The organism is Deefgea rivuli DSM 18356, assembly GCF_000620145.1.
Lineage (GTDB): Bacteria > Pseudomonadota > Gammaproteobacteria > Burkholderiales > Chitinibacteraceae > Deefgea > Deefgea rivuli.
In genome coordinates this window covers 18,877-41,258 of sequence record NZ_JHVM01000012.1, presented here as the reverse complement: position 1 = coordinate 41,258, position 22,382 = coordinate 18,877, and the positions used below count along the sequence as shown (strand labels likewise).

Genomic DNA, 22,382 nt, shown 5'->3' with positions numbered 1-22,382 from the left:
CACATTCGGGGTGGTGGCGATGCCGCGTCATCGTAGAACGGCTTGAGCGGATGGGCGGAAAGCCAGAAAACTAGTCACAAAGACCTAAAAGAGCTTGAGCATATGCAGAACCATCCAAGATTTCTATCCCTGTTATTCGGTCGAAATTATCTACGTCTAGATAGATATCGCACTGATGTTGCACCGCAAGTGTTCGAGAATGATGTGCGCCCATGATGTTTTTCTCCACGACATTTAAATTATCAACCGGCTCTACACGGATATAGCCAGCCATACATTCCTCATCGTAGTTACATACAAGGACTTTAAGAATAGGAAATTGATTAGCTAAATCGAGTTCTCCAGAAGCAATTAACTCCATTTGGAGCTCTTCAACGAGTTGAGGGAAAAGATTAAGTAACAATTTATTTGTCATAGATTCCTAGTTTGAATTAATGTACCTGCGACGGTGGATAGGCTGAACAAAGCAATAATCTATTATTTAGTACAAACCAAACACGAATTAGGAGCGCCACCAATGCACAACTTAAACACCATGCTAGAACGCTGGCGCTCAGAGAATGTGATTTTACTGCTTGCAGAGCAAGAAGAGACTGTTCGACAAGTGTTTAGCGCGCTCGGCATGAATGCAACGCAGGATGTCATCGACCTGTACACCACCCTCGGTGGAATGGCTGCGATGGATAATGAATATTGGCGATTGTGGTCGCTCGCAGAGATTCAAGAAGAAAATCCACAGCCGTCCAGCAAAGGAATTCTGTTTGCTGACTACTGTGTATCGTGTTGGTGCTACCGGCTCAAACCGATTTCAGCCTCAAGCTGCGCGGTCTATATTGATCATTTTATTAATGGCGAGGAACCCAAGTTAATTGCCTCCAGCTTGACCGAGTTTTTCGATTTATACGCCAACGACCCCTCCGAACTGCTCTACTGTAATTAAATCAGCAATGCCTTCCAAGTCTACGCATATAACACGCTCTCGCACTTCTCAGCGTAGACTACGCCTCAAACCTCACTCGGCCATTCACCATGACCCCGCACAGCCAAACGATCCGTTTTTTACGCCAGCGCATTCCAAGTTTTGAGTGTATTCCCGGCTGTCATGATTGCTGTGGGCCGGTGACGACATCGCCGGAAGAAATGTCGCGCTTGCCGCGTAAGACGGCAGCGGAACACGAGGCTGCTCTGGCGGAATTGAGTTGCCCGCATTTGGCCGAGAAAGGCTGTACGGTGTATTTAGAGCGGCCGCTGATTTGCCGTCTTTTTGGTACGACGCCCACACTCCCCTGCCCCCACGGCCGCCGCCCTGATTTGATGATTAATCCGGCAGTAGAACAGCAGATTCATCACTATATGGCGAGTACGCGGCAAGTGTTGGTTTGATGGGTATATCAATGCAAGTAAGAATAGATAAAGCCTTCAATTAAATACATCAACATCAAAGGTAATGTTCATGTTTGATGTTGATGCTATGCCGCGCTCGTGGAGCTGGGGCTTAAAAAACCCGTCTAAGCACACCGAGTGAAGGAGAGAGACAAACAGCCTTATCGTTTGGCTCACGACTGATCGAGGGCATCGGGGACCGATGTGCGCCCGGGTCGCCTTTCTTTGCTTCTTTCTTTGGCGACGCAAAGAAAGAAGTCCCCGTCGCGGATTGCGACACCAAAACACCGTGCCGCAGGCACTTAAAACCATCATGAGTAGGTAATAATTCCCTAGCCAAATCGCCGAGCACTCAGCATGCTGCTTTTCGATTCATTCGACTGAGCTAGCCATGAAAAAAATCCTCCTCACCTTGTTCGCACTGCTGCCCTCACTGGCGCAGGCCGAACAAGTGCTGAACGATGCCAATAATCAGCAAACCATTGTTGTAAAACCCAAAGAAAGATTGATCGTCAAACTGCCCGCCAATCCCAGCACCGGTTATATGTGGCAATTTACGCCGCCGGACGATGACGTAGTGAAACTGCTTGGCAATTGGAAACATACGCCAAGCAAGAAAAATACCGTCGGCGCAGGCGGCGAAACCACGTGGCGCTTGGCGGCTGGGCAAGCTGGCGAAACCACTTTGCAATTTTTCTACCGCCGCCCGTGGGAAGACGCCAGCGTTGCGCCTGCCGAAATCCGCGAATACAAAATCGTCATCCGCAGCACCAGCCCAGCGACTTCTGCACCTGCCAGCGCCGTCAAACCGTGGTTTTAGTTCCGCGCTCAGCGTACAACATCGGGTAAAATCGACGTTTTAATGACCTACGGCATCCATCATGGCTATTCGTCCTGTACTTAAAATGGGTGAGCCGCTGCTGCTGGCGACGGCGCAGACGGTGACCGAATTTGATACGCCCGAGCTACACGCGCTGATTGTCGATTTATTCGATACGATGATCGCCACCCAAGGCGTTGGCATTGCCGCGCCGCAGATTGGCGTGAGCTTGCAAGTGGTGGTGTTTGGTTTTCAACAGAACGAGCGCTATCCCGATGCTGATGCCGTGCCGCAAACCATTCTCATCAATCCGGTGATTACCGCATTAGATGAGGAAATAGAATCAGGCTGGGAGGGGTGTTTGTCGATACCCGGCTTGCGTGGCGTTGTTCCGCGCTATACCCAGATACGCTATCAAGGCTTCGATCAATTTGGCAATGCCATCGACCGCACCGTCAGCGATTTCCACGCCCGCGTCGTGCAACATGAATGCGACCATCTGTTTGGCGTGCTCTACCCGCAACGCATCACCGATATGACGCAATTTGGCTATACCGATGTGCTGTTTCCAAAGCTAGAAGCAGCACAAGATGAGTAAGAACAGCGGCTTAATTTACTCCACCGAACACGGCACCATGTGCCCTGAATGTCGCCAGCCCCAAGCGGCCTGCATCTGCAAAGCCACGCTACCGACAGGCGACGGCATCGCCCGAGTTGGGCGCGAGCTGCGCAAAGGCAAAGCGGTGATTGTGGTGACGGGATTGATTCTCGACGCTGCCGCGCTCACTACGCTCGGCAAACAGCTCAAAACCCTGTGCGGCACCGGCGGCACGGTGAAAGACGGCCAAATCGAAATTCAAGGCGAACATCGCGATGTGGTGATGGCCGAATTGGCGAAGCGGGGATTTAAGGTGAAACGCGGTGGTGGCTAATCTCGTAGCAAGCCATCACGAAGAACAACACAACATTTCACTACGCAATGCCGCCTAATACGACACGCAGAGAGGCTGGCGAACAAACATTTGATGTTCAATTTGTACGACATATACTTCAAGCATTCAATACATCTGCGAGGACAATAATTTTGCCAACCCGCTTCCTCGCTAATGTAAATAGCAGCATTGCCCGCATGAAATCCCTCATCAAATACATCGGCCTCATACTGACATTGGCTAGCCTGAATGCGCACGCACGCGAGCCCATTAAGCTCGCCGTACTCACCGCCAGCCCGCCCAGCGTGATTGATGCAAGCATTCTGACTGAAGTCTATCGGCAGGCTGGAATACCGATGATCTTGGTGACGCTGCCCGGGCTCCGCAGTAGCGCGGAAGCGGATATGGGCCATATCGACGGCGAGGTCGCTCGCGTGGACAGCTATGGCGAGCAACACCCCAATCTGATTCGAATCGACCCCGCGATTGATGCCCTTTCCATTTCCGCGTATTACAAAAAAAGCCTGCGCGCCAATATCAAAAGTAAGAGTGATTTGAAGAATTACAGCATCGGCTATGTTAAAGGGTTGAAATCGCCTTCCGACATGGTGAAGCACTTTCCCAAAGCCAGCGCCACTCATTCATCCAAATCGCTCGTCAAAATGCTGGAGGCCAATCGCTTTGACGTGATTGTGAATAACGACAGCTCGACTGATTTTTATATCGACAAATTGGGCCTCAAAGAAATTGAAAAAGTCGAACTTAGTCGCGAGCCACTGCATCACTACCTGCACCAAAACCATCGTGACTTAGCACCCATCCTCAGCGCCATTATCAAAAAAATGGCCGCCTCCGGCGAGTTGATCAAATTGCGCGCCAAAGCTGAAAAAGAATTATTACTCAGCAGCGCGCCGCCGGAGTAAACCGCTCACAATTTCAGCCACAACAGCCACACTCATTACGCCAGCATCTCAATTATGCAGCCCTATCGACGATGTTTTATGATGCGCTCGGCAGGTAAAAAGCCGCCTCTAGCCACGCGCGATTTGTGAAGTTTGATTTGAGTCGCTGACGTTGCAGGCGACTACAGCCCAAGCTTTCTGGGCATCTTTGCCATCAAAAGCAGTAGATTACGAGTTCAATTAGCCAAGTAGTAAGCGCAACGGTTAAGATATTTTTTTACCCATGCACAAACCCCCCATGTCCATCCTCTTACAACAAGCCAATCTAATAATCCGCCCTTTTATTGCTAGCGATGCTGCGGATTTTGTCGCCGCAGTCCATGAATCGATGATGTCGCTTGGCCGCTGGTTGCCATGGTGTCACGCTGAATTTTCAGAGCAGGATGCACTAGGCTGGTTTGCGCATTGCGAGCAAACACGTACCACAGGCTCCGCATATAGCCTAGGAATCTTCTCTGCCGATGGTCGCGAACTCATCGGTGGTGTCGGTTTGAATGAAATCATCCGCCACAACCGCAGCTCGGCCAACCTTGGCTATTGGGTACGTGAATCTCGGCAGCGCCAAGGGATTGCCACACAAGCGATTCAAATGATCAGCCAATTTGGTTTTCAAGAGTTGGATTTATTGCGGATTGAAATTGTGGCCATCGACAGCAACACCGCCAGCAATGCAGCCGCCAAAAAGTCCGGTGCGCAATTTGAATGTTTGGCGCGAAATCGCTTAATTCTGAATGGCGTCGCGCATACTGCGGCGGTTTATTCATTGATTCCAGAACCAACAAGTCAATCAAAAGCAAACGCTCAAGCTGCAGCATTCGCAGAATAAAAAACGACTCTTCCAAACAAAAAGCCGATGACAAAGATCGGCTTGTTGTTTGGTATTATTTCAAATCAACCTACAACTTATCTTGCAAACGCTATCGCTTAGCATGATTGCACGGCCAACTGCGCAGAGCGGCGCTGCAAAAACACCTGTAATAGGTTTCGAAACATCAGGCCATTAAAAACGCCATAAGTCAGCGCGATGAGGAAGGCAAAGCTCATTTGCGTCGCCCACTGTGGATTCACCGCCAGCGCTACTTCAAAGCAATATTTACTGATAAAAACCCCCAGCATCAGCGCCATCGGCAGCCAACTACCGGCGATGTACAGCGTTTTCTGCTGCGGATTAAATCGCATCCGTTCCGATACCCCAAGCAGTGCCATCCCCAGTAGCGCCAGTGCCAGCCCGACACCCCAAACCAGCCAAACTGTAGGCTGGCTAAAATGACCAAGCAGGCTTTTTGTCGTCAGCACCAAAATCACCAAAGGCAAGATCAGCGTTTGATTAAGCGACAACTCCCTATCTTGCCGTGCACGCCAACCCAGCACCAGCAATAACAACAAAACTCCCCAAACCCACAGCGGTGTATGACGCAGAATTTGATCCATGATGCGCAAGCCCCTTAAAAATGAGGCTCAAGCATAAGCGGCTTTGGCTGCCGCAAAATGACGCTGCGATAAAGCGGCATTTCTCAGGATTGAAATGCCATAGCAGCGAATGAGCTGTCAATGTCATGCTGATTTGTTGTCAGAAAATTGACATGCTAACGTTCAGCAGAAACAATCGCCATCTCCACATTCACTCAAGCCCACACCATGCGCCAACGCCTTAATTTAATTCTGCTCGGCGTCGACGATCTCGCCCAATCGATGGCTTTTTACGAAGCACTCGGCTGGCCAAAAGCTGCATCGAGCCATGCGCAATTTGTGAAATTTGATTTGGGCGGCGTTGTGCTTGGCATTCAATCACGCACGGCTTTTGCACAAGACGTGCAATTGCCCATCAGCCAAGATGGCGGTTTTTCTGGCTTTGCGCTGGCCTATATTGCGCGCGATCCCGCCGATGTGCCGCGTATCCTCGACAAAGCCGCCACGCTTGGCGCGACCATTGTGAAACCCGCGACGCGCAATGCTTGGGGCATCGCGGGTTATTTTCGCGACCCGAATGGGCATTTATTTGAAGTTTTATACGAAGATGGCTGGGTGTTTGATGAGGATGACAACTTAATTGTTTAATTCCACGCCGCTTGAACGCAGCGACCAGACGCAAAAAAGCCGATCATTGCTGATCGGCTTTTTTTAATCTTGGTGCCCGGGGCCGGACTCGAACCGGCACACCTTTCGGCGGCGGATTTTGAGTCCGCTGCGTCTACCAATTCCGCCACCCGGGCATGAGTGTGTTCTGTGTAGGAGGCGGATTATTCCTGAATTCATTAGGCTTGGCAAGCGTTTTCAGCAAAAAATATTGGGGTCACGAAATACACGAACAGAATCTAAAGCGGCGTTGCTTATATCAACGAAAAAATTTTGAAACACATCACCAATTTTATTTCGTCTTTTTTTCGTGTCTTTCGTGATCTTTGACCTTCAACGATTGCGCGGTTTAAAGAAGGTGTAGTTTTGATACGGCTCGAACGCCTCATAAATCGCCACCGAGCGCGCCGCGATTTCCAGCTGTACGCTGCCCGCTTGCAGCTTGGTATCCGGCGCAGCGCCGAGAGCATCGCGCAACGGCACGCCGTCGTACCAGTGTGAATACGGGATCAGCAATTTGGCGCTCAGTAGTGCATCGCTCAAATTCACGATCACCAAAGCAGCTTCGCCGGGCACTTCGGTGGCGCGCAGATAAATCAGGGTATTGCCCGCCAGCCTATCACCAAAAACAGTTACATCGCCATACTGTAGTGCCGTATTATTCTGCCGAATTGAAATCAATTGCTTCACCCACGCCCGTTGGCCGTGATTCCACTCGGCTTCATTCCAACGCATAGGGCGGCGGCAATCAGGATCGGCACCGCCTTCCATGCCAATTTCTTCGCCGTAATACAAGAGCGGAATCCCCGGCAGCGTGAATTGCATCGCCAACGCCAACTGCGCATCCGCGACATTGCCCACCGTAGTAATCAGCCGTGGCGTATCGTGGCTAGACAGCATATTCCACGAGCACAGCAAGCCTTTCAGCCCATACGCTGCGCGCGCGTCGCGGATCGCCGCATTCATTTGCACCGCATCGATTTCACCGGCCAACCACGCCAGAATTGCCGTGCGATACCAGTAATTCATCATGCCGCTAAAACCGCCACCGGCCTGAAACCAGCTTCCCGAAAAACCGTTCAACTCACCGAGTAATCCTGCCTGTGGATAAGCTTCGCCAATAATCTGCGCCATTTCTTGTGCGATGGGTATACCGACGTCCTGCGCGACATCAAAGCGCCAGCTGTTGATACCCCTAGCTAGCCAATGCTGCACCAAACTTTTTGGCTTGGCGTACAGTACATCGCGTACCGCTGGATTGGACAAATTCAGCTCCGGCATCAAGCCATAATCTTGCCAGCACAAATAGCTGCCATCGTCCCGAAACGTAAACCAATCGCGTTTTTCTGCGTCGCCCGCAAGTGCCGCCAAAAACCACGGGTGAAATTCGGAAACGTGATTGAGTACTGCGTCGAGCGTCAAACTCATCTCATTTTGATGCAGCGTTTCGATTAAGCGCAGCAACGCCGCTTCGCCGCCAAACATTGCATCAATGGTGAAAAAATCCGTCGCATCGTATTTATGATTACTCGGTGCACTAAACACTGGCGTTAAATACACACCAGTAACGCCAAGATCAGTTAAATACACGATTTTATCGCTAATGCCGTCCAAATCACCGCCAAAAAATTGCTTGCCCCAAGGCTGATTCAGCGTCGTTGCATCCCAATCACATTTCGCCGCCTCCGGCACCTCATAAGCGGCGCTGGCAAGTTTTTCTGCACTATTTAAGCCACCACCAATCGCAAAGCGCTCGGGGAAAATTTGATAAATAATCTGGCTGGCACGTTGGCGAGTTAAATCATCAAGCGGCGTAACGGTCATAGCTGGCTCACAGAGTTGGGTAAAGAAGGTCAACAACATTTTGTCCACGAAAGGCACGAAAACACACGAAAACAGCAAAAAATCTGGATCAAATTATCGCTAATTTCGCTTGGTATTTTTTCGTGCTTTTCGTGCTTTTCGTGCTTTTCGTGGACTCAAGTTTTAGGTTTTGCTTTCAATCACGAATCGCGCCGTGTGCTTTTAGAAAGTCGGCCATTGTCTGCGCAAATTGCGCATAGCCTGCGGCATTCGGATGCACCGGATCAGATTTCAAACTGCCTTTACGCAAAATATCTGTCCATTCATCCTCCAGCAGCGGCACGTCCGCCTGCTGCGCGACCTCAGCAAACACCGGATGCGGCTGCGGCGGCAAACTGATTTTAGGCACTGCGAGCAAGATCACCGGAATTTTTCGATTTTTTAATTCCACCAACATTGCCGTCAAATTGGCTTCGGTTTCTTCCTGCGGCAAGCGTTGCAAAAAATCATTACCACCCAGGCCGAGCAGCACCAGCTTGGGCTGAGTTTCATCCAACGTCGCCACCAAGCGCGCTCGGCCTTGCGCTGATGTTTCACCCGGAACGCCCGCATTCACAACCGGATGACCGATTATTCGGCTCAATTGCGCCGGATAATCCTCACCTGCCGCCGCCCCCGTGCCGTGAGTCAAGCTATCGCCAAATGCCAAAATAACGGCTTCTTTAGGCAACGGCTGCAATTGGCTACGGCCACATGCAGACAACATCAACAAAACCAAAAGCCCGCAAATAAAGCGCATCAATCACCTCGAAATAATCGGTACAAGACCGAAAAACAACAGCCTGCAAGTTTTACTTAACTGCAACAAAACCGTAAAAATATAATCGGATACTAGGTTCTGTTAACGTTTGTTTTGCGAATCGCGTTTGAGCTGATTTTGGCCTGAAGCAAGGCACAAGACGCGTAGCATAGTCACTCTATGCCAGCGTTTTGTAACGCAGGGTCAGGCCAAAAACAGCCAAACCCGAAGGGCTGGGCGGTTTTCGCAGCGACTCTATGTTGTTCCGTACTTGCATAGCGGGCTATGCATCGCACGAAACGCCTTGATTCCCCGCGAAAAACGCACCAGCGCGATCGTAAAACAAACATTAACAGAACCTAGTCCTCTTAAGCGCGAATGTCGCTGTGAATTGCGACGCAAATGCGCTTCAATAAGCTGTAAATTGGAGTCCTCATGACCGAGCACAATTACATTCTGAAGCTTATTTCCATCCACGGCACTGAACGCGCCGTTGCCACCGGCACTTACGATTCCATCCTTAACGCCTACAACAATAAACGTAAAAAACTCACCATCGGCCAGCGCGTCACGATGTCACGACGCTGCGATACCGGTGATATCGTACTCAAAACGTGCGCACCGGGAGGGCGAAAATATCCCGAACAGCGCGGTTATTCTATGGCCAGCTATTGCCGCTAAATACCCTCGTCTCAGCCTCATCACCCTCGTGTCACAGCGAGGGTGAATTCAATCTTCGAATCAATATTAGATGTATTTAGCGCCAGCCCTTATTGATTAAAGCCCCCTAAGCAATACCTAAACAAAATCCAAAACAGCCTCACCGTTCAGATACGATATGCGCAGAAAACCCTGACTTTCAAATAGAACGAACGTACAATAACATTTATTTGCTCGGCCAGATCCGCGTGCTTATTCAGCGAAAAATCATCCATATCGACTGCGATTGTTTTTATGCCGCCGTTGAAATGCGCGACCGTCCCGAATGGCGCGAGCTGCCTTTGGCAGTCGGTGGCGCAGCAGATCGGCGCGGCGTGATTGCAACGTGCAATTATCCAGCACGCAAATTAGGTATTCGCTCGGCGATGTCGACTTTTCGCGCCCAGCAATTGTGCCGCGATCTCATCATCGTACCGCCCGATTTTGCGCGCTACAAAGCGGCATCGATGGCGATGCGCGCGATTTTTGCTGATTACGCCGATTTGATCGAACCACTGTCGCTGGATGAAGCGTATCTGGATGTGAGCGGCCAGCCGCATTGCGAAGGTAGCGCTTCGCGAATGGCACAAGAAATTCGCGCGCGGATTGAGCGCGACATCGGCATTACCGCCAGCGCCGGCATTGCGCCAAATAAATTGCTCGCTAAAATCGCCAGCGATTGGCGCAAACCGAATGGGCAGTTTGTCATTCGGCCGCAAGACATTGCTGATTTCATGCCCGAATTGCCAACGCGCAAACTATGGGGTATTGGCAAGGTAACAGCGAAACGATTGGCTCAGCGCGGCATACATAGCTGTGCGGATATTCATGCTTGGCCGCTCGAAAAGCTAATCGCCGAATTCGGTCGGCTCGGCACGCAATTATTTGAACAAGCACAAGGCATCGATCATCGCCCTGTCGCCAGCGCCGAGCGCCGAAAATCTCTCTCCGTCGAAAATACCTACGCGCATGATTTAACATCAAGTACGGATTGTCAGAACGCGCTGCCCGAACTGTTTGACGATTGGCACCGCCGCATGCAACGCGTTCAAAATGAACGCGCGCATAAAGCCTTTATCAAAATCAAATTCGCCGACTTCACACAAACGACGGTGGAATGCCTGTGTACTGCGCCCAACCTAGCAATTTATACGCATTTGCTAGAGCAAGGCCTCAAACGCAGCGCACAAGCAGTCCGCTTACTGGGACTGGGCGTACGCTTTCATGAATCCGCCATCAAGCCGGAACAGCTTTGCCTATGGTAAACCGCCAAAGGTGCTCTTTTAATGTTTGCGATCCCTTAAATGCTGCAACACTAATTTCAGGCAGAAAACAATTGGTGATTCATCGCAGGAAATTAAGTGCCTTTAAATTAAATCATTTATCCAACAGTGTATTTATATTTACTAATATTTTGAATATCACGACTAAGATTGTCTAAATATTACAGTGGTACGCTTTTTGTTGAATTGAATACAATAAGGCCTGACAATGAATAAAACAATGAATTCATGGCTCAAATTATCAATGTCGCATTTCAAATATCGTCGCACCACACTGCTTTTCGCCCTCACGGCACTCAGCCTGAGCACGCCAATCGCGCACAGCATTACACTCGGCGAATTGCAATTGCAATCTTATGTCGGCCAGCATTTTCAAGGTCTAGTACCCTACCGCCTCAACGCGGGCGAATCGTTAAACGAACAATGTATTGAGCTTTTACCTGCCAATAATGAATTACCTAGCATGGGCGTGGCCACCATTCGGCTTCGCCCCAATAGCGAACAAGCAGGATTTATTATTGTCGAATCACGCTCGGCTGTCGGCGAGCCGACCGTGGGATTTAGCCTCAAAGTCGCCTGCGGCAACCAGCAATTCACACGAGATTTCACGGCATTTTTAAATATTGCGCCGGTTAATAATGAGCGCGAAGCGTTAACACGCTCTACGGCACGCGAAGTTGAAAAAAAACCGCGTGATTTTACGTTTGCGCCACTAAAAGAAACTGAGCAGTTCATCGTTAAAAAACCAATTAGCTTGCAAGAGCTAGCCAAACGTTATTACCCCGCAAATACACCGCAATACCCGCGCTATTTGCAAAAGCTCAGTAATACCAACCCTGAGCTAGATCCCACTGCCGAATTAAGTATTGGCACTACCGTTGTCATTCCGGAGCGATTGCGCTCCAGCAAGAAAAAACCCGCAGCAGCCGCCATTAGCGAAAGCGGGCAATTGCGCCTTGATGCAGCAGCGCCCACAGCGCAGCACAATACCGCGCCGGTTTCATCAGCGCAGTACGCCAAAGAATTAGAACAAAAAGTAAAAATGCTCGAAGAGCTGCAACTCAAAATGCAGCTTGAAGTCGAACAACTTAACACCCAACTCAAGCAGATCAATGCGCTTAATGCGACCCACGCAAGCTCAGTCGCCGCAGTGATGACGAGCCAGCCCAGTATCGCCAGCGCAGGCGCTTCTGTTGCGACAGTCGCCGCAATTGCTCCTGCAACCCCGCAAGCCAGCAGTCCGCCAATCGAATCGCAGCCTTTTTCTCAACATAAAACCTGGTTCATCGGCATCGGTGTTCTATTCTTGGCCGCCATCGCCGGCATAATGGCATGGCGTCGTCGCCAAGCGGCCGATGATTACGGCAGCGAGTCCATCGCCGGTGCGCCCACTTTACTCGGCCAGCTTAATCCTTTTACTAAACACAAATACAGTGAGCATGCGACTCAGATGTCGATGATGCATCCCCCGGGCGCAGGCATCGAAGTGAGCGACTATGGCAGTAATGACTTGGCGCAAATCCAAGTGATGTTGGCCCAAGGCGATGTCGCTGAAGCGATTGATTTGCTCTACAAGAGCATCGACGAAGAACCTGAGGATATCGAACGTTGGTTAATGTTATTCCGTGTTTTCCGCCAGCAAGGGATGAAAACCGAGTACGCTAACTTAGCAAAAAATCTGCGTACGATAGTCAAAGACGAAGCAGACTGGGAGCTAGTGCGGAATATCGGTGCCAAGCTCGATCCAGAAAATCATTTGTATCGCCGCACTGAAAATCCCTTATCCGATGTCGTTGAGAGCGCCACCGCTCGCCCAGCCTCACCCCATGTTGAGCTGGATATTCATCCCGAACCAACGCCGGCCAGCATGATGCACGCGTTTTTAGAGATTGAGGAACAGCCACCTTATGTGCCCTATACGCCGCCGGTACAAAGCGCCCCGATGAGCGATATTTTATTAGACCTGCATTTGCCCAATACCACGGGCGATTTAATCCAAGATAGTCAGCCGCTAGAAACACAGCATGAAAGCCTGCCGGTATTCGATGTGGACTTCATTCCGCCGCTGGATATCTCCACGGATTTTGAATTAGAAAAACCCACACCCAACAAGCCAGAAGATCGTAAGTCTTAATCAGCCTTCAGGTTTGCCTTAAACCCGCCGCGACATGCAACTCATCGCGGCGGCACCCATGTTAAACTTCGGTTTTTGATTTGCTGAAGGATTTTTCTAATGAGCCTAACCCTGCCCTCTAAAGTGGTGATCGCCACCCGCGAAAGCCCATTGGCGCTTTGGCAAGCTCATTTTGTGAAATCGTGGCTAGAAAAAACTTACCCTCAGCTTGTCGTTGAATTGTTGGGCATCACGACGCAAGGCGACAAAATCCTTGATGTCACGCTCAACAAAATCGGCGGCAAAGGCTTATTCGTCAAAGAGCTCGAACAAGCCATGACGGAAGGCCGCGCCGATTTAGCAGTACATTCAATGAAAGACGTACCGATGGTCTTACCAGAAGGCTTTGCCTTGGCTGCAATTGGCGAACGCGAAGATCCGCGCGATGCCTTTGTATCGAACCGTTTTAAACATCCTGATGAATTGCCGGAAGGTGCGATTGTTGGCACCGCCAGCCTGCGCCGCGAAAGCCAAATCCGTGCGCTCTACCCACATTTAGTCATCAAACCTTTGCGCGGCAATGTCGGCACCCGCTTAAAGAAACTCGACGATGGCGAATTTGACGCGATTATTCTTGCCGCTGCCGGTTTAAAACGCTTGGGTTTATCTGAACGAATTACGTGCGAATTGTCACCTGAAATTAGTTTGCCTGCGCCCGGCCAAGGCGCTGTCGGCATTGAAATCCGCGCCGATCGGGCGGATTTAATCGAACTACTTGCGCCATTTAATCACGCGGTGACTGCCGCTTGCGTTACTGCCGAGCGCGCGCTATCGCGTCGTTTAAATGGCTCTTGCCAAATTCCACTCGCCGCCTACGCCACCGATGAAGAAGGCTTTTTGCGCTTGCGCGGCCTTGTCGCAATGCCCGATGGCAGCCACCGCGTCGTTGCCGAATCCAATGGCTCGCATGCCGCTGCCGATGGTTTGGGTCGTATCGTCGCCGATTTACTCTGTACCGAAGGCGCACGCGAGATTCTGAAACAACTCGCCGTATGAATTTAGCACCGATAGCGAAGCGGATTTGGGTGACGCGGCCGAAGGATCAGGCTGGGTATTTAACTGAATGCCTTAATAAAGAAGGGATAGATACATATACCCTTCCGCTACTTAATATTAGCGCTGCCGCAGATTCAAGCCAGCTTAACGCCGCCCTCGCTCAGCTCACTCAATTTGATTTGGCGGTATTTATTAGTCCATCGGCACTCAACGCGGTGTTTGCTGCACTGAATGCACCGTGGCCAGCCGATTTAGCCGTTGCCGTGGTTGGCCCCGGTAGTGCGCAACGGGCGGCTGAACTGGGCGTGCAGCGCATTATCGTTCCGCCACAGCAATTTGATGGTGAAGGTTTACTCGAACAATTGAAAAAGTTGGGGCCGCAAACCGGCAAAAAAATCGTGCTATTCCGTGGCAATGGCGGGCGCGATATTTTGCCAGCTGGCTTGACCGCCGCAGGTGCAGAAGTCACCCTCGTCACCGCCTATCAACGCAGTGCACCACAACTGGATTCCGCAGAAATCGAACGGCAACTTCAGCTCGGCTGCGATGGCATTGTCATTTCGAGTTCAGAAGCCGCACAACACTTATTTAACTGGGCTGGAGGCGAGACGCGCCTCAAGCTACAATGTGCATTATATTTTGTGCCGCACCCGCAAATTGCGGAAGCTTTACGCGCAAATGGGGTTCGCAATATAGTACAAACAGCTGCAGGCGATGATGGCATTACCCGTTCGATTTGCCGGTATTTTTCACCGGATTTTTCTTCAAATGAATAATCTCCAGAAAAGCAATCTCCAAAAGAGTAGAGCCCGATGACGCAAGAAAATACATCCAATACTTTTTCCGCCGCGCTAAGTACTCCACCACGTCGCAGCCTGCCGCAACCCGCGCTGATCTTGGCCTTGGTCGCCTTGCTGGCCAGTGGTGGCACTTGGCTCTATCAGCAAAATGCAATGGAAACGCTCAAACTGGATTTAAGCCGCGAGCTGGCGAGCAATAATAAATTGCAACAAGAATTGCGCCAGCAAAGCCTCGCACAAAGCCAAGTACAGCAACAATTAATGGCGCGCTTGGCGGTGCAAGAAGACAAGCAAGTCGAAGCGCTGGCGCGTCAAGAATCACTGAATAATATGTACGACACGCTCACTCGCGGCGAAGCCTTGCATAGTTTGGCTGAAATCGAGCAAATGTTGTCTTTTGCCAGCCAACAGTTGCAAATTGCTGGCGACATCAACAGCGCGTTAACGGCGCTGAATAATATCGATCTGCAATTGGCGCGCCTTAATCGCCCAGAGCTGATTAGCGTGCGGCAAGCGCTGACCAAAGATATCAATACGCTAAAAAGTACGCCTTATTTGGACGTCATTGGCATTACCGCCAAACTCAATAGCCTGATCGATACCATCGATAAACTGCCATTGATCGTCGATGCAGGGCACAACCCAGTGATTGCCCCACTCAAAGCAGATACCAACCGCAATCTGCTGCAGCAATTTTCTGCCGAAATCTGGCATGGATTTAAGCAGCTGATCCAAATCCGTCGTACCGATCAACCTGATTTAATCCTGCTGTCGCCAGAACAAGGTTTCTTCCTGCGCGAAAACATCAAGCTACGCCTGCTCAATGCGCGCTCGGCCTTGCTAATGCGTAATGAAGCGGCCTTCCGTGCCGATATTGCCGCCACTGAGCGCTACCTACAGCAATTCTTTGATGCCCGCGTACCTGCGACGGACAACGCAATCAAAATGCTACGCCAGCTTGAAGCGCAGCCATTGGCGATTGCATTACCCGATCTGAGCGCCAGCCTCACCGCCGTTCGCAGCGCCCGCACCACGGCTGAGAGGGCAAACCCGTGAAATTTTTAATTTGGTTTATTGGCCTGTTCTCCCTCGCCGTCGGTTTAACGCTATTTGCCGAATTTAATACTGGCTATGCTTTGATTTTCTTGCCGCCATGGCGCGTAGAAATTTCGCTGAATATTTTCGTCGTGCTGCTGCTCGCCAGCGTCATTGCGCTGTATTTGGGTTTGCGCATGTTTGCTGAGCTCAGCGGCTTGCCACAGCGCGTGAAACTCTATCGCGCGCGGCAACAAGAACGCGCGTCTGTACAATTAGAGCGCGAAGCACGCATTGCGTTTTACGAAGGTCGCTATCAGCGCGCCGAACGACTCGCCAGTGAGGCCTTCAAAGCAAGCTCTGCCAGCCATGCCGATGATGCCTTTGCCGCCAACGGAATGCTAGGCGCACGCGCCGCGCATGCAATGCGTGATTATGACAAGCGCAATAGCTATTTCGACCAGTTGCAAGCGCGCCTTGGACAAAGGCATTTAGCGACCTTGATGTCGATGGCGGAGCTGTATTTAGATGAACGCCGTTACAACGAAGCTAGTTTGGCAATTACTGCCGCGCGTGAAATCACACCCAAACTCACTGCTGCGATGAAAATCGAGCTGCGCTTGCGCCAACGTGAACGCAATCCTGAAGCCGTACTCAAACTCTTAGAGCAACTCACGCGCGCTGATGCAATGGATGCTGAACAAGCCGCCCACATCCGTATCGCCGCTTATCAGCAGCAACTGCGCCAGCACCCAATGACGCCGCGCGAACTCAAAGATTGGTGCCGCAAACTGCCTGAAACCGAGCGACTCAATCCACAACTGGCCGCCAGCATCGCCACACAATATCAAGAACAAGGTGAAGTCATCTTGGCGCGCGATATTTTGGCTGCCGCGATTGATGCCGAATGGAATAGTGAATTGGTCGAACAATACGGTCAGCTCAATATGAGTGGCGATGAATTGACCAGCCAATTGCAGCAAGCCGAAAAATGGCTGAAATTGCATCCCAACGATCATCGTTTATTGCTGACTTTAGGCCGACTCTGCCGCCAACGCGAATTGTGGGGCAAAGCGCAGACCTACTTTGAAGCCAGTATCGCGATCAAAGCAACAGCAATTGCTCACGCGGAACTGGCGGCTTTACTCGATCGACTTGAGCGCAGCGAAGAATCTAATTTCCATTATCGCGCTAGTTTGGCGATTGCTTTGAAGTAAGTGCGGATTTAACAAGTCCAATAAAAAAGGTGGCCTAAGCCACCTTTTTTCATATCCAAGCATTCAGCCAATTACAGCAAATCAGGGCTGAGCGCGGCTTTTAGCACATACTTCACGCGGCCATCAATCACACGGCGCTGTATCCACCAAATGCCGCCTTTGCGCGTATTCCAATCCAGCTCTTTACCCGTCAATAACAGCGCCGCCACTTCACCAATATTGGGTTGATGACCAACCACAACAACGAATTTACCAATATCACGCGGCCAATGCGACACTTCTAAATAGGCGGCATTATGGCAATTTGGATTGATTTTTGCGTCGATTTCAAACGTCTCGCGCAGCTGCTGTGCTGTCATTTGGCTACGCACGGCTTCGCTGGCAATCAAGCGATACTCCGCAACGTCTTTCAGCTGCTCACGCAGCCAAGCTGCGACTTTCTTCGCCTGCTTGATGCCTTTCGGTGTCAGTGGGCGGGCAAGATCATCTTCGCCATCGAACGCCTCAGCATGCCGCCATAAAATTAAATCCATCAGCGCACTTCCCTCAGCATGCCGCAATCTGAAATCAAATCCATTTGAGCACATCCAACATACCGCGATATAAGATCCAATCCATTACGAGCGCTCGCCTGCGGCCAAATCGGCCAGTAACTGGGCTTGTGCCGAACGAATCTTCGCACCGCGCGCCACTTTGCGACGATAACGGCCATCCGACAACATTTCCCAAGCTTGGGTGTTATCCACCAAGAACGGCCGCAAGCTCTCACGAATCACACGGCGCTTCACTTTTGGATTCAGCACTGGGAAGGCGATTTCAATGCGGCGGAATAAATTACGCCCCATCCAATCGGCGCTCGAAAGATAAACATTTTCTGCGCCATCATTCAGGAAGTAAAACACGCGATGATGCTCAAGGAAGCGGCCAATAATCGAACGCACGCGGATGTTTTCCGATACGCCTGGCAAGCCAGGACGCAGCGCGCACACACCGCGCACAATCAAATGAATCGTTACGCCAGCGCTCGATGCTTCATACAGCTTGTCGATAATCGACGGCTCAAGCAGCGAGTTCATTTTGGCGATAATCACCGCTTTTTTACCCGCTTTGGCGTGGACAATTTCTTGTTCAATTGCTTCGATAAACTTGCTATGCAGCGTAAACGGCGCTTGCCACAATTGATGATGATCGCCAGCCAAACCCAAGCCGGTCAACTGCATAAACACATCATTCACGTCGCTGGTGATTTCGCTATTGGCCGTGAGTAAGCCAAAATCGGTATAGAGCTTCGCAGTGCGCGGATGGTAATTACCCGTGCCAACGTGTGCATAGCGCTTTAATTTACCTTCTTCACGACGCACAATCAGCAGCATTTTGGCGTGCGTTTTATAACCATACACGCCATATACCACATGCGCGCCAGCGCGCTCCAGCTTAGCCGCCCAGTTGATATTGGCTTCTTCATCAAAACGCGCCATTAACTCAACAACGACAGTCACTTCTTTACCACGCACCGCCGCTTCTTGCAGCGCATCCATCAACACCGACTCGGCGCCTGTGCGATAAATCGTCATTTTCAGCGCGACGACTTGCGGATCGCGCGCGGCTTGTTGCAGCAAATCCACCACGGGCGTAAAGCTTTGATATGGATGGTGTAGCAAAATATCAGTTTGGCGAATGGCGGCAAAATAATCCGCTTGCTTGCGTAGCTCCGGCGGAACGCCTGGCATAAACGGCAAGAACTTTAAATCTGGGCGATCAACTTGATCGGGCACTTGCATCAAGCGCACCATATTCACCGGTCCATTCACGCGATAAATATCATCCGGCGTCAAACCAAATTGCTCGGATAAGAAATCTTGTAAATGACGTGGGCAGTTATCGGCCAACTCTAAACGCACCGCATCGCCGTACGGGCGTTGCGATAGTTCCCCCTCAATCGCAGCGCGTAAATCTTTGATGTCTTCATCATCGACCGATACGTCTGAATCGCGCGTCACACGGAATTGATAGCAACCGAGCACGTGCATACCGGCAAACAGCTCATCAATATGCGCATGCAAAATCGACGACAAGAACACGAAGCCATGCTGCGTACCGGCGATTTCATCCGGCATTTTGACAAAACGCGGCAAAATCCGTGGCGCTTGCACAATCGCAATGCCAGAATTGCGGCCAAATGCATCGCGGCCTTCTAGCTCGACAATAAAATTCAGGATTTTGTTGGATAAACGCGGGAAGGGATGCGAAGGATCAAGCCCAATTGGCGTCAAAATTGGCATCAATTCACGGAAGAAAAAGTCTCGTACCCATTCGCGCTGCGCATCAGTCCACAAGCTGCGGCGGAAGAAATAAATCCCTTCGGTTTCCATTGCTGGAAATACATTTTCGCGCAAAATACGATACTGTTTTTCGACCAAATCATGCGCTTCTTTGGTCACCAAATCGAAGGCTTGATGCGGCGTCATCCCTTCGGGCAAAAGCCGTGATGGATTGTGGCGCATGTTTTCTTTCAACCACGCCATTCGCACTTCAAAAAACTCATCCAAATTGCTCGACACAATACATAAAAACTTCAAGCGTTCGAGCAAAGGATTACGAACGTCTTCGGCCTGAGCCAAAACCCGGCGGTTAAATTCGAGCAAACCCAATTCACGATTGAGTAAGAGTTGATTATCGGCAGGTTTATACGTCATAGCAGCGCTCTTTAGTGGCGATCGATGAAAGTGAAATGAGGTTTATTTTCGGCGGCCAAAAACAAACCTCATTCAACGATGTTAAGTACTCGTGCAAAAGTTTTAGCCTAAGGCCACCTCGTATGGCAAAACGGACAAACCGCAGGCCTCATATCGAGTACAGCAAAGCAAAACTTTTGTTTACTACTTACAGACACAACAGGCCGCATTATGCGGCCTGTTTGATGACATTACGTTTACTGCGGGACGTAGCCTTGAATTGCATCAGCGCCCGAACCAAAGAAATAATTCTCTAGTTGTTGTTGCAAGTATTTACGTGCGCTTGGATCAGCCAAGCTCAAACGATTTTCATTGATCAACATGGTTTGGTGTTTAACCCACGCAGCCCAAGCTTCTTTGGAAACTTGGTTATAAATCTTTTTACCCAGCTCACCCGGCAAAGGCGCAAAGTCCAAGCCTTCCGCTTCGCGGCCCAATTTCACACATTGCACGGTGCGACTCATTGTATTCTCCAATAATATGACAATAATGTTTCAATTTAATGACTGGCAGTTGTAGCACAAACCGATTTCAGTGCTAATGTCATATAAGTGCGCAAGCAAATTAGCTAGGTATATTAATGTAGCCAATACAATAAAAGCACTACAGCAATATACCTACACTATTAAATTTAAATTCTGCGCATTACTCAGCGAACTTTGCCATCACAATCGACTTAGACGTTAAATAAGAAATTCAATACATCGCCATCTTTAACGACGTATTCCTTACCCTCAGCACGCATCTTGCCGGCTTCTTTTGCGCCTTGCTCACCCTTGTAGGCGATGAAATCTTCAAACGCAATCGTTTGCGCACGAATAAAGCCGCGCTCGAAATCGGTATGGATCACGCCAGCAGCTTGTGGTGCGGTATCGCCTTTATGAATCGTCCACGCGCGAACTTCTTTCACGCCAGCAGTGAAATAAGTTTGCAAACCGAGCAACTCGTAACCCGCACGAATCAAACGATTCAGACCAGGTTCGGCTTGGCCGAGTGATTCCAAAAACTCCACTTTATCGGCTTCGTCGAGTTCGGCAATTTCACTTTCAATCGAAGCGCAAACCGCAACAACGGGAGCGCCTTCAAGTGCGGCGTGAGCCTTCACTTTGTCGAGCAATGGATTGTTATCAAAACCATCTTCTGCAACGTTCGCCACGTACATCGCAGGCTTGATCGTCAGTAAGCACAACGGTTTGATCGCGGCTTTTTCTTCATCAGTCAATTTGAGCGAACGCGCTGGCAGGCCTTCGTTCAGATGCGGTAGGAGTTTTTCCAGCACGGCAACGGTTGCGAGTGCGTCTTTATCGCCAGAGCGGGCTTTTTTACCATCGCGTTGGATCGCTTTTTCAACGGTACTCATATCGGCCAAAGCCAATTCAGTGCCGATGACGATGATGTCATCGATGGGATCAACACGACCCGCAACGTGAATGATGTTGTCGTTTTCAAAACAACGCACCACATTCACAATCGCATCAGTTTCGCGGATATTGGCCAAGAATTGGTTGCCCAAGCCTTCGCCTTTACTTGCACCAGCAACCAAGCCCGCGATATCAACAAACTCAACAATCGCTGATTGAATTTTTTGCGGATTCACGATTTTGGCCAGTTCAGCCAAGCGATGATCTGGCACTTCAACGATGCCGACGTTAGGCTCAATGGTGCAGAAAGGATAGTTGGCTGCTTCGATACCTGAATTGGTCAGCGCATTAAACAGCGTGGATTTACCGACGTTGGGCAAGCCAACAATACCGCACTTGAGACTCATGAATCATTCCTTGCAGGACGAATGCCGCCCAATAAATACTAAACCGTCAATTTTAACCGATGCAAGCGCCCGTGGGCGCGCATCAGGCAAAATTCAAAACCGTTTGTCTACGAAAGACACGAAAAAAGCGGAAAAAACAAAAATTAAGTGGCCTAGGCGTAGATTGGGTTAGCTGATTTGTTGGCCGATTTTGGCTGACAAACCAACGTAACCCAACATGCTCACACAGAAAAGCATGTTGGGTTACGCGATAAAACTGCTAACCCAACCTACAAATTTCGCCATTTAATGCAATTGATGTTTGCTACGCGATGTTTCGGTGTTTTCACGGAAGAAATCGCGAATTTCGATGACCATTTCGGGGATTTGCTCAGCGACTTCATTATCGTGACGCACGAGATCAATGCCTTCCTTAACCATATCTTCGCGCATTTCATCGTCCGAACCGCTCATGATCGCCATAAACATAAACTGGCCTTCTTCTTCATCAATCAGCGGCTGCCATTCGTCTTCAGCCAAACCCGCGCCAAAGCAGAAACCCAAGCTCCATTCTTCGATGCTAGAATTTTGCATCGACTCATCTTCCCAATACAGCAATGGCTCGTAAACCGGCGGATCTTGCGCCAGTTCGTCGGCGATTTGATTGTATAAACGCATCACCAAATTAATAATTGCATCGCCTTCTGGTAGCGCAAAAATCACCGCTTCAGGTCGATCCCAAATTTGACCCAACCATTGACTTGGCATCACGGACGCTGGGCCAATCAAAATGGCGGTCAGATAACCGTGTAGCATCGACAAAGACATTGCGTCTTTACCGACCGCATCTGAGTATAAAAATTGATCCAGCTGATCCATTTCTTCATCAGTTAAGGGTTGGTCAAGTAATAGGGACATAGCG

24 protein-coding genes and 1 tRNA gene are annotated in these 22,382 nt (G+C 50.2%); 15 read left to right on the top strand and 10 right to left on the bottom strand.

All coding sequences use genetic code 11. The features are described 5' to 3' along the window. Nucleotides 1-70: 70 nt before the first annotated feature. A complete protein-coding gene (locus tag Q320_RS0105890; RefSeq protein WP_027468237.1) occupies nucleotides 71-415 on the bottom strand; it encodes a hypothetical protein in 345 nt (114 codons plus the stop codon). Between the two features lie 102 nt (nucleotides 416-517). On the opposite strand from Q320_RS0105890, the gene Q320_RS0105885 reads away from it, so the two are divergent. The 7 genes from Q320_RS0105885 (at nucleotide 518) to Q320_RS0105855 (ending at nucleotide 4,923) form a co-directional block, all read left to right on the top strand. Continuing rightward, on the top strand, nucleotides 518-940 hold the full coding sequence (locus Q320_RS0105885; RefSeq protein WP_027468236.1) for an SMI1/KNR4 family protein: 423 nt from the start codon (nucleotides 518-520) through the stop codon (nucleotides 938-940). A gap of 89 nt (nucleotides 941-1,029) precedes the next feature. After that, complete coding sequence (locus tag Q320_RS0105880) at nucleotides 1,030-1,383, top strand: YkgJ family cysteine cluster protein (protein WP_027468235.1); 354 nt, start codon at nucleotides 1,030-1,032, stop codon at nucleotides 1,381-1,383. Nucleotides 1,384-1,774: 391 nt separating this feature from the next. After that, nucleotides 1,775-2,203 (top strand): protease inhibitor I42 family protein, encoded by a 429-nt coding sequence (locus Q320_RS0105875; protein ID WP_027468234.1) that lies wholly within the window; start codon nucleotides 1,775-1,777, stop codon nucleotides 2,201-2,203. Between the two features lie 61 nt (nucleotides 2,204-2,264). Then, nucleotides 2,265-2,801, top strand: coding sequence for a peptide deformylase (def, locus tag Q320_RS0105870; RefSeq protein WP_027468233.1), 537 nt, complete (start codon nucleotides 2,265-2,267; stop codon nucleotides 2,799-2,801). Further along, the gene (locus Q320_RS0105865) at nucleotides 2,794-3,135 is read left to right on the top strand and encodes a translation initiation factor Sui1 (RefSeq protein ID WP_027468232.1); all 342 of its coding nucleotides are present in this window, start codon (nucleotides 2,794-2,796) and stop codon (nucleotides 3,133-3,135) included. The genes def and Q320_RS0105865 overlap by 8 nt, the downstream gene beginning before the upstream one ends. Before the next feature lie 197 nt (nucleotides 3,136-3,332). After that, nucleotides 3,333-4,058, top strand: a complete 726-nt coding sequence (locus Q320_RS0105860; protein ID WP_027468231.1) for a substrate-binding periplasmic protein — start codon at nucleotides 3,333-3,335, stop codon at nucleotides 4,056-4,058. 277 nt (nucleotides 4,059-4,335) lie between these two features. Next, nucleotides 4,336-4,923 (top strand): GNAT family N-acetyltransferase, encoded by a 588-nt coding sequence (locus tag Q320_RS0105855; protein ID WP_027468230.1) that lies wholly within the window; start codon nucleotides 4,336-4,338, stop codon nucleotides 4,921-4,923. 98 nt (nucleotides 4,924-5,021) lie between these two features. Here the strand turns inward: Q320_RS0105855 and Q320_RS0105850 are convergent, their stop codons facing one another. Then, nucleotides 5,022-5,528, bottom strand: a complete 507-nt coding sequence (locus Q320_RS0105850) for a DUF6622 family protein (protein ID WP_035852692.1) — start codon at nucleotides 5,526-5,528, stop codon at nucleotides 5,022-5,024. Nucleotides 5,529-5,735: 207 nt separating this feature from the next. Here Q320_RS0105850 and Q320_RS0105845 point away from each other — a divergent pair, with 207 nt between their 5' ends. Further along, nucleotides 5,736-6,155, top strand: coding sequence for a VOC family protein (locus Q320_RS0105845; RefSeq protein ID WP_027468228.1), 420 nt, complete (start codon nucleotides 5,736-5,738; stop codon nucleotides 6,153-6,155). 70 nt (nucleotides 6,156-6,225) lie between these two features. On the opposite strand, the gene Q320_RS0105840 is transcribed toward Q320_RS0105845, so the two are convergent. The 3 genes from Q320_RS0105840 to Q320_RS0105830 all read right to left on the bottom strand — a co-directional run bounded on the left by Q320_RS0105840 (nucleotide 6,226) and on the right by Q320_RS0105830 (nucleotide 8,775). Continuing rightward, nucleotides 6,226-6,310, bottom strand: a tRNA-Leu gene (locus Q320_RS0105840). Between the two features lie 196 nt (nucleotides 6,311-6,506). Further along, complete coding sequence (locus Q320_RS0105835; protein WP_027468227.1) at nucleotides 6,507-7,997, bottom strand: glycoside hydrolase family 13 protein; 1,491 nt, start codon at nucleotides 7,995-7,997, stop codon at nucleotides 6,507-6,509. A 175-nt stretch (nucleotides 7,998-8,172) separates the two neighbouring features. Next, nucleotides 8,173-8,775 (bottom strand): arylesterase, encoded by a 603-nt coding sequence (locus tag Q320_RS0105830; RefSeq protein ID WP_035852684.1) that lies wholly within the window; start codon nucleotides 8,773-8,775, stop codon nucleotides 8,173-8,175. 435 nt (nucleotides 8,776-9,210) lie between these two features. Between Q320_RS0105830 and Q320_RS0105825 the strand changes: the two genes are divergently transcribed. The 7 genes from Q320_RS0105825 to Q320_RS0105795 all read left to right on the top strand — a co-directional run bounded on the left by Q320_RS0105825 (nucleotide 9,211) and on the right by Q320_RS0105795 (nucleotide 16,978). After that, nucleotides 9,211-9,456, top strand: coding sequence for a hypothetical protein (locus Q320_RS0105825; protein ID WP_027468225.1), 246 nt, complete (start codon nucleotides 9,211-9,213; stop codon nucleotides 9,454-9,456). A 227-nt stretch (nucleotides 9,457-9,683) separates the two neighbouring features. Then, nucleotides 9,684-10,739 (top strand): DNA polymerase IV, encoded by a 1,056-nt coding sequence (gene dinB / locus Q320_RS0105820; protein ID WP_027468224.1) that lies wholly within the window; start codon nucleotides 9,684-9,686, stop codon nucleotides 10,737-10,739. 238 nt (nucleotides 10,740-10,977) lie between these two features. After that, complete coding sequence (locus tag Q320_RS0105815; protein WP_027468223.1) at nucleotides 10,978-12,891, top strand: type IV pilus assembly protein FimV; 1,914 nt, start codon at nucleotides 10,978-10,980, stop codon at nucleotides 12,889-12,891. A gap of 99 nt (nucleotides 12,892-12,990) precedes the next feature. Beyond that, on the top strand, nucleotides 12,991-13,926 hold the full coding sequence (hemC, locus tag Q320_RS0105810) for a hydroxymethylbilane synthase (RefSeq protein ID WP_035852667.1): 936 nt from the start codon (nucleotides 12,991-12,993) through the stop codon (nucleotides 13,924-13,926). After that, on the top strand, nucleotides 13,923-14,702 hold the full coding sequence (locus Q320_RS18665; protein WP_051534510.1) for a uroporphyrinogen-III synthase: 780 nt from the start codon (nucleotides 13,923-13,925) through the stop codon (nucleotides 14,700-14,702). The genes hemC and Q320_RS18665 overlap by 4 nt, the downstream gene beginning before the upstream one ends. A gap of 36 nt (nucleotides 14,703-14,738) precedes the next feature. After that, the gene (locus tag Q320_RS18660; protein WP_051534509.1) at nucleotides 14,739-15,782 is read left to right on the top strand and encodes a uroporphyrinogen-III C-methyltransferase; all 1,044 of its coding nucleotides are present in this window, start codon (nucleotides 14,739-14,741) and stop codon (nucleotides 15,780-15,782) included. Beyond that, nucleotides 15,779-16,978, top strand: a complete 1,200-nt coding sequence (locus Q320_RS0105795) for a heme biosynthesis HemY N-terminal domain-containing protein (protein WP_027468221.1) — start codon at nucleotides 15,779-15,781, stop codon at nucleotides 16,976-16,978. Before Q320_RS18660 ends, Q320_RS0105795 begins: the two co-directional genes overlap by 4 nt. A 71-nt stretch (nucleotides 16,979-17,049) precedes the next feature. Here Q320_RS0105795 and Q320_RS0105790 read toward each other — a convergent pair whose 3' ends face one another. From Q320_RS0105790 to Q320_RS20630, 5 genes are all read right to left on the bottom strand, one after another. Then, nucleotides 17,050-17,511, bottom strand: coding sequence for a SixA phosphatase family protein (locus Q320_RS0105790; protein WP_027468220.1), 462 nt, complete (start codon nucleotides 17,509-17,511; stop codon nucleotides 17,050-17,052). 84 nt (nucleotides 17,512-17,595) lie between these two features. After that, complete coding sequence (gene ppk1 / locus Q320_RS0105785) at nucleotides 17,596-19,674, bottom strand: polyphosphate kinase 1 (protein ID WP_027468219.1); 2,079 nt, start codon at nucleotides 19,672-19,674, stop codon at nucleotides 17,596-17,598. 236 nt (nucleotides 19,675-19,910) lie between these two features. Next, entirely contained in the window at nucleotides 19,911-20,177 is a 267-nt protein-coding gene (locus tag Q320_RS0105780; protein WP_027468218.1) for an oxidative damage protection protein, read from the bottom strand. 212 nt (nucleotides 20,178-20,389) lie between these two features. Next, nucleotides 20,390-21,481 carry a redox-regulated ATPase YchF gene (gene ychF, locus Q320_RS0105775; RefSeq protein ID WP_027468217.1) on the bottom strand — a complete coding sequence of 364 codons (1,092 nt, stop codon included), beginning with the start codon at nucleotides 21,479-21,481 and terminating at the stop codon, nucleotides 20,390-20,392. Nucleotides 21,482-21,766: 285 nt separating this feature from the next. Next, nucleotides 21,767-22,378 (bottom strand): YecA/YgfB family protein, encoded by a 612-nt coding sequence (locus Q320_RS20630; protein ID WP_027468216.1) that lies wholly within the window; start codon nucleotides 22,376-22,378, stop codon nucleotides 21,767-21,769. Between the last annotated feature and the right edge of the window lie 4 nt (nucleotides 22,379-22,382).

Coding starts and splice junctions, on each gene's coding strand:
- Q320_RS0105890 (WP_027468237.1), bottom strand. CDS start 415: ATGACAAATAAATTGTTACTTAATCTTTTCCCTCAACTCGTTGAAGAG.
- Q320_RS0105885 (WP_027468236.1), top strand. CDS start 518: ATGCACAACTTAAACACCATGCTAGAACGCTGGCGCTCAGAGAATGTG.
- Q320_RS0105880 (WP_027468235.1), top strand. CDS start 1,030: ATGACCCCGCACAGCCAAACGATCCGTTTTTTACGCCAGCGCATTCCA.
- Q320_RS0105875 (WP_027468234.1), top strand. CDS start 1,775: ATGAAAAAAATCCTCCTCACCTTGTTCGCACTGCTGCCCTCACTGGCG.
- def (WP_027468233.1), top strand. CDS start 2,265: ATGGCTATTCGTCCTGTACTTAAAATGGGTGAGCCGCTGCTGCTGGCG.
- Q320_RS0105865 (WP_027468232.1), top strand. CDS start 2,794: ATGAGTAAGAACAGCGGCTTAATTTACTCCACCGAACACGGCACCATG.
- Q320_RS0105860 (WP_027468231.1), top strand. CDS start 3,333: ATGAAATCCCTCATCAAATACATCGGCCTCATACTGACATTGGCTAGC.
- Q320_RS0105855 (WP_027468230.1), top strand. CDS start 4,336: ATGTCCATCCTCTTACAACAAGCCAATCTAATAATCCGCCCTTTTATT.
- Q320_RS0105850 (WP_035852692.1), bottom strand. CDS start 5,528: ATGGATCAAATTCTGCGTCATACACCGCTGTGGGTTTGGGGAGTTTTG.
- Q320_RS0105845 (WP_027468228.1), top strand. CDS start 5,736: ATGCGCCAACGCCTTAATTTAATTCTGCTCGGCGTCGACGATCTCGCC.
- Q320_RS0105835 (WP_027468227.1), bottom strand. CDS start 7,997: ATGACCGTTACGCCGCTTGATGATTTAACTCGCCAACGTGCCAGCCAG.
- Q320_RS0105830 (WP_035852684.1), bottom strand. CDS start 8,775: ATGCGCTTTATTTGCGGGCTTTTGGTTTTGTTGATGTTGTCTGCATGT.
- Q320_RS0105825 (WP_027468225.1), top strand. CDS start 9,211: ATGACCGAGCACAATTACATTCTGAAGCTTATTTCCATCCACGGCACT.
- Q320_RS0105815 (WP_027468223.1), top strand. CDS start 10,978: ATGAATTCATGGCTCAAATTATCAATGTCGCATTTCAAATATCGTCGC.
- hemC (WP_035852667.1), top strand. CDS start 12,991: ATGAGCCTAACCCTGCCCTCTAAAGTGGTGATCGCCACCCGCGAAAGC.
- Q320_RS18665 (WP_051534510.1), top strand. CDS start 13,923: ATGAATTTAGCACCGATAGCGAAGCGGATTTGGGTGACGCGGCCGAAG.
- Q320_RS18660 (WP_051534509.1), top strand. CDS start 14,739: ATGACGCAAGAAAATACATCCAATACTTTTTCCGCCGCGCTAAGTACT.
- Q320_RS0105790 (WP_027468220.1), bottom strand. CDS start 17,511: ATGGATTTAATTTTATGGCGGCATGCTGAGGCGTTCGATGGCGAAGAT.
- ppk1 (WP_027468219.1), bottom strand. CDS start 19,674: ATGACGTATAAACCTGCCGATAATCAACTCTTACTCAATCGTGAATTG.
- Q320_RS0105780 (WP_027468218.1), bottom strand. CDS start 20,177: ATGAGTCGCACCGTGCAATGTGTGAAATTGGGCCGCGAAGCGGAAGGC.
- ychF (WP_027468217.1), bottom strand. CDS start 21,481: ATGAGTCTCAAGTGCGGTATTGTTGGCTTGCCCAACGTCGGTAAATCC.
- Q320_RS20630 (WP_027468216.1), bottom strand. CDS start 22,378: ATGTCCCTATTACTTGACCAACCCTTAACTGATGAAGAAATGGATCAG.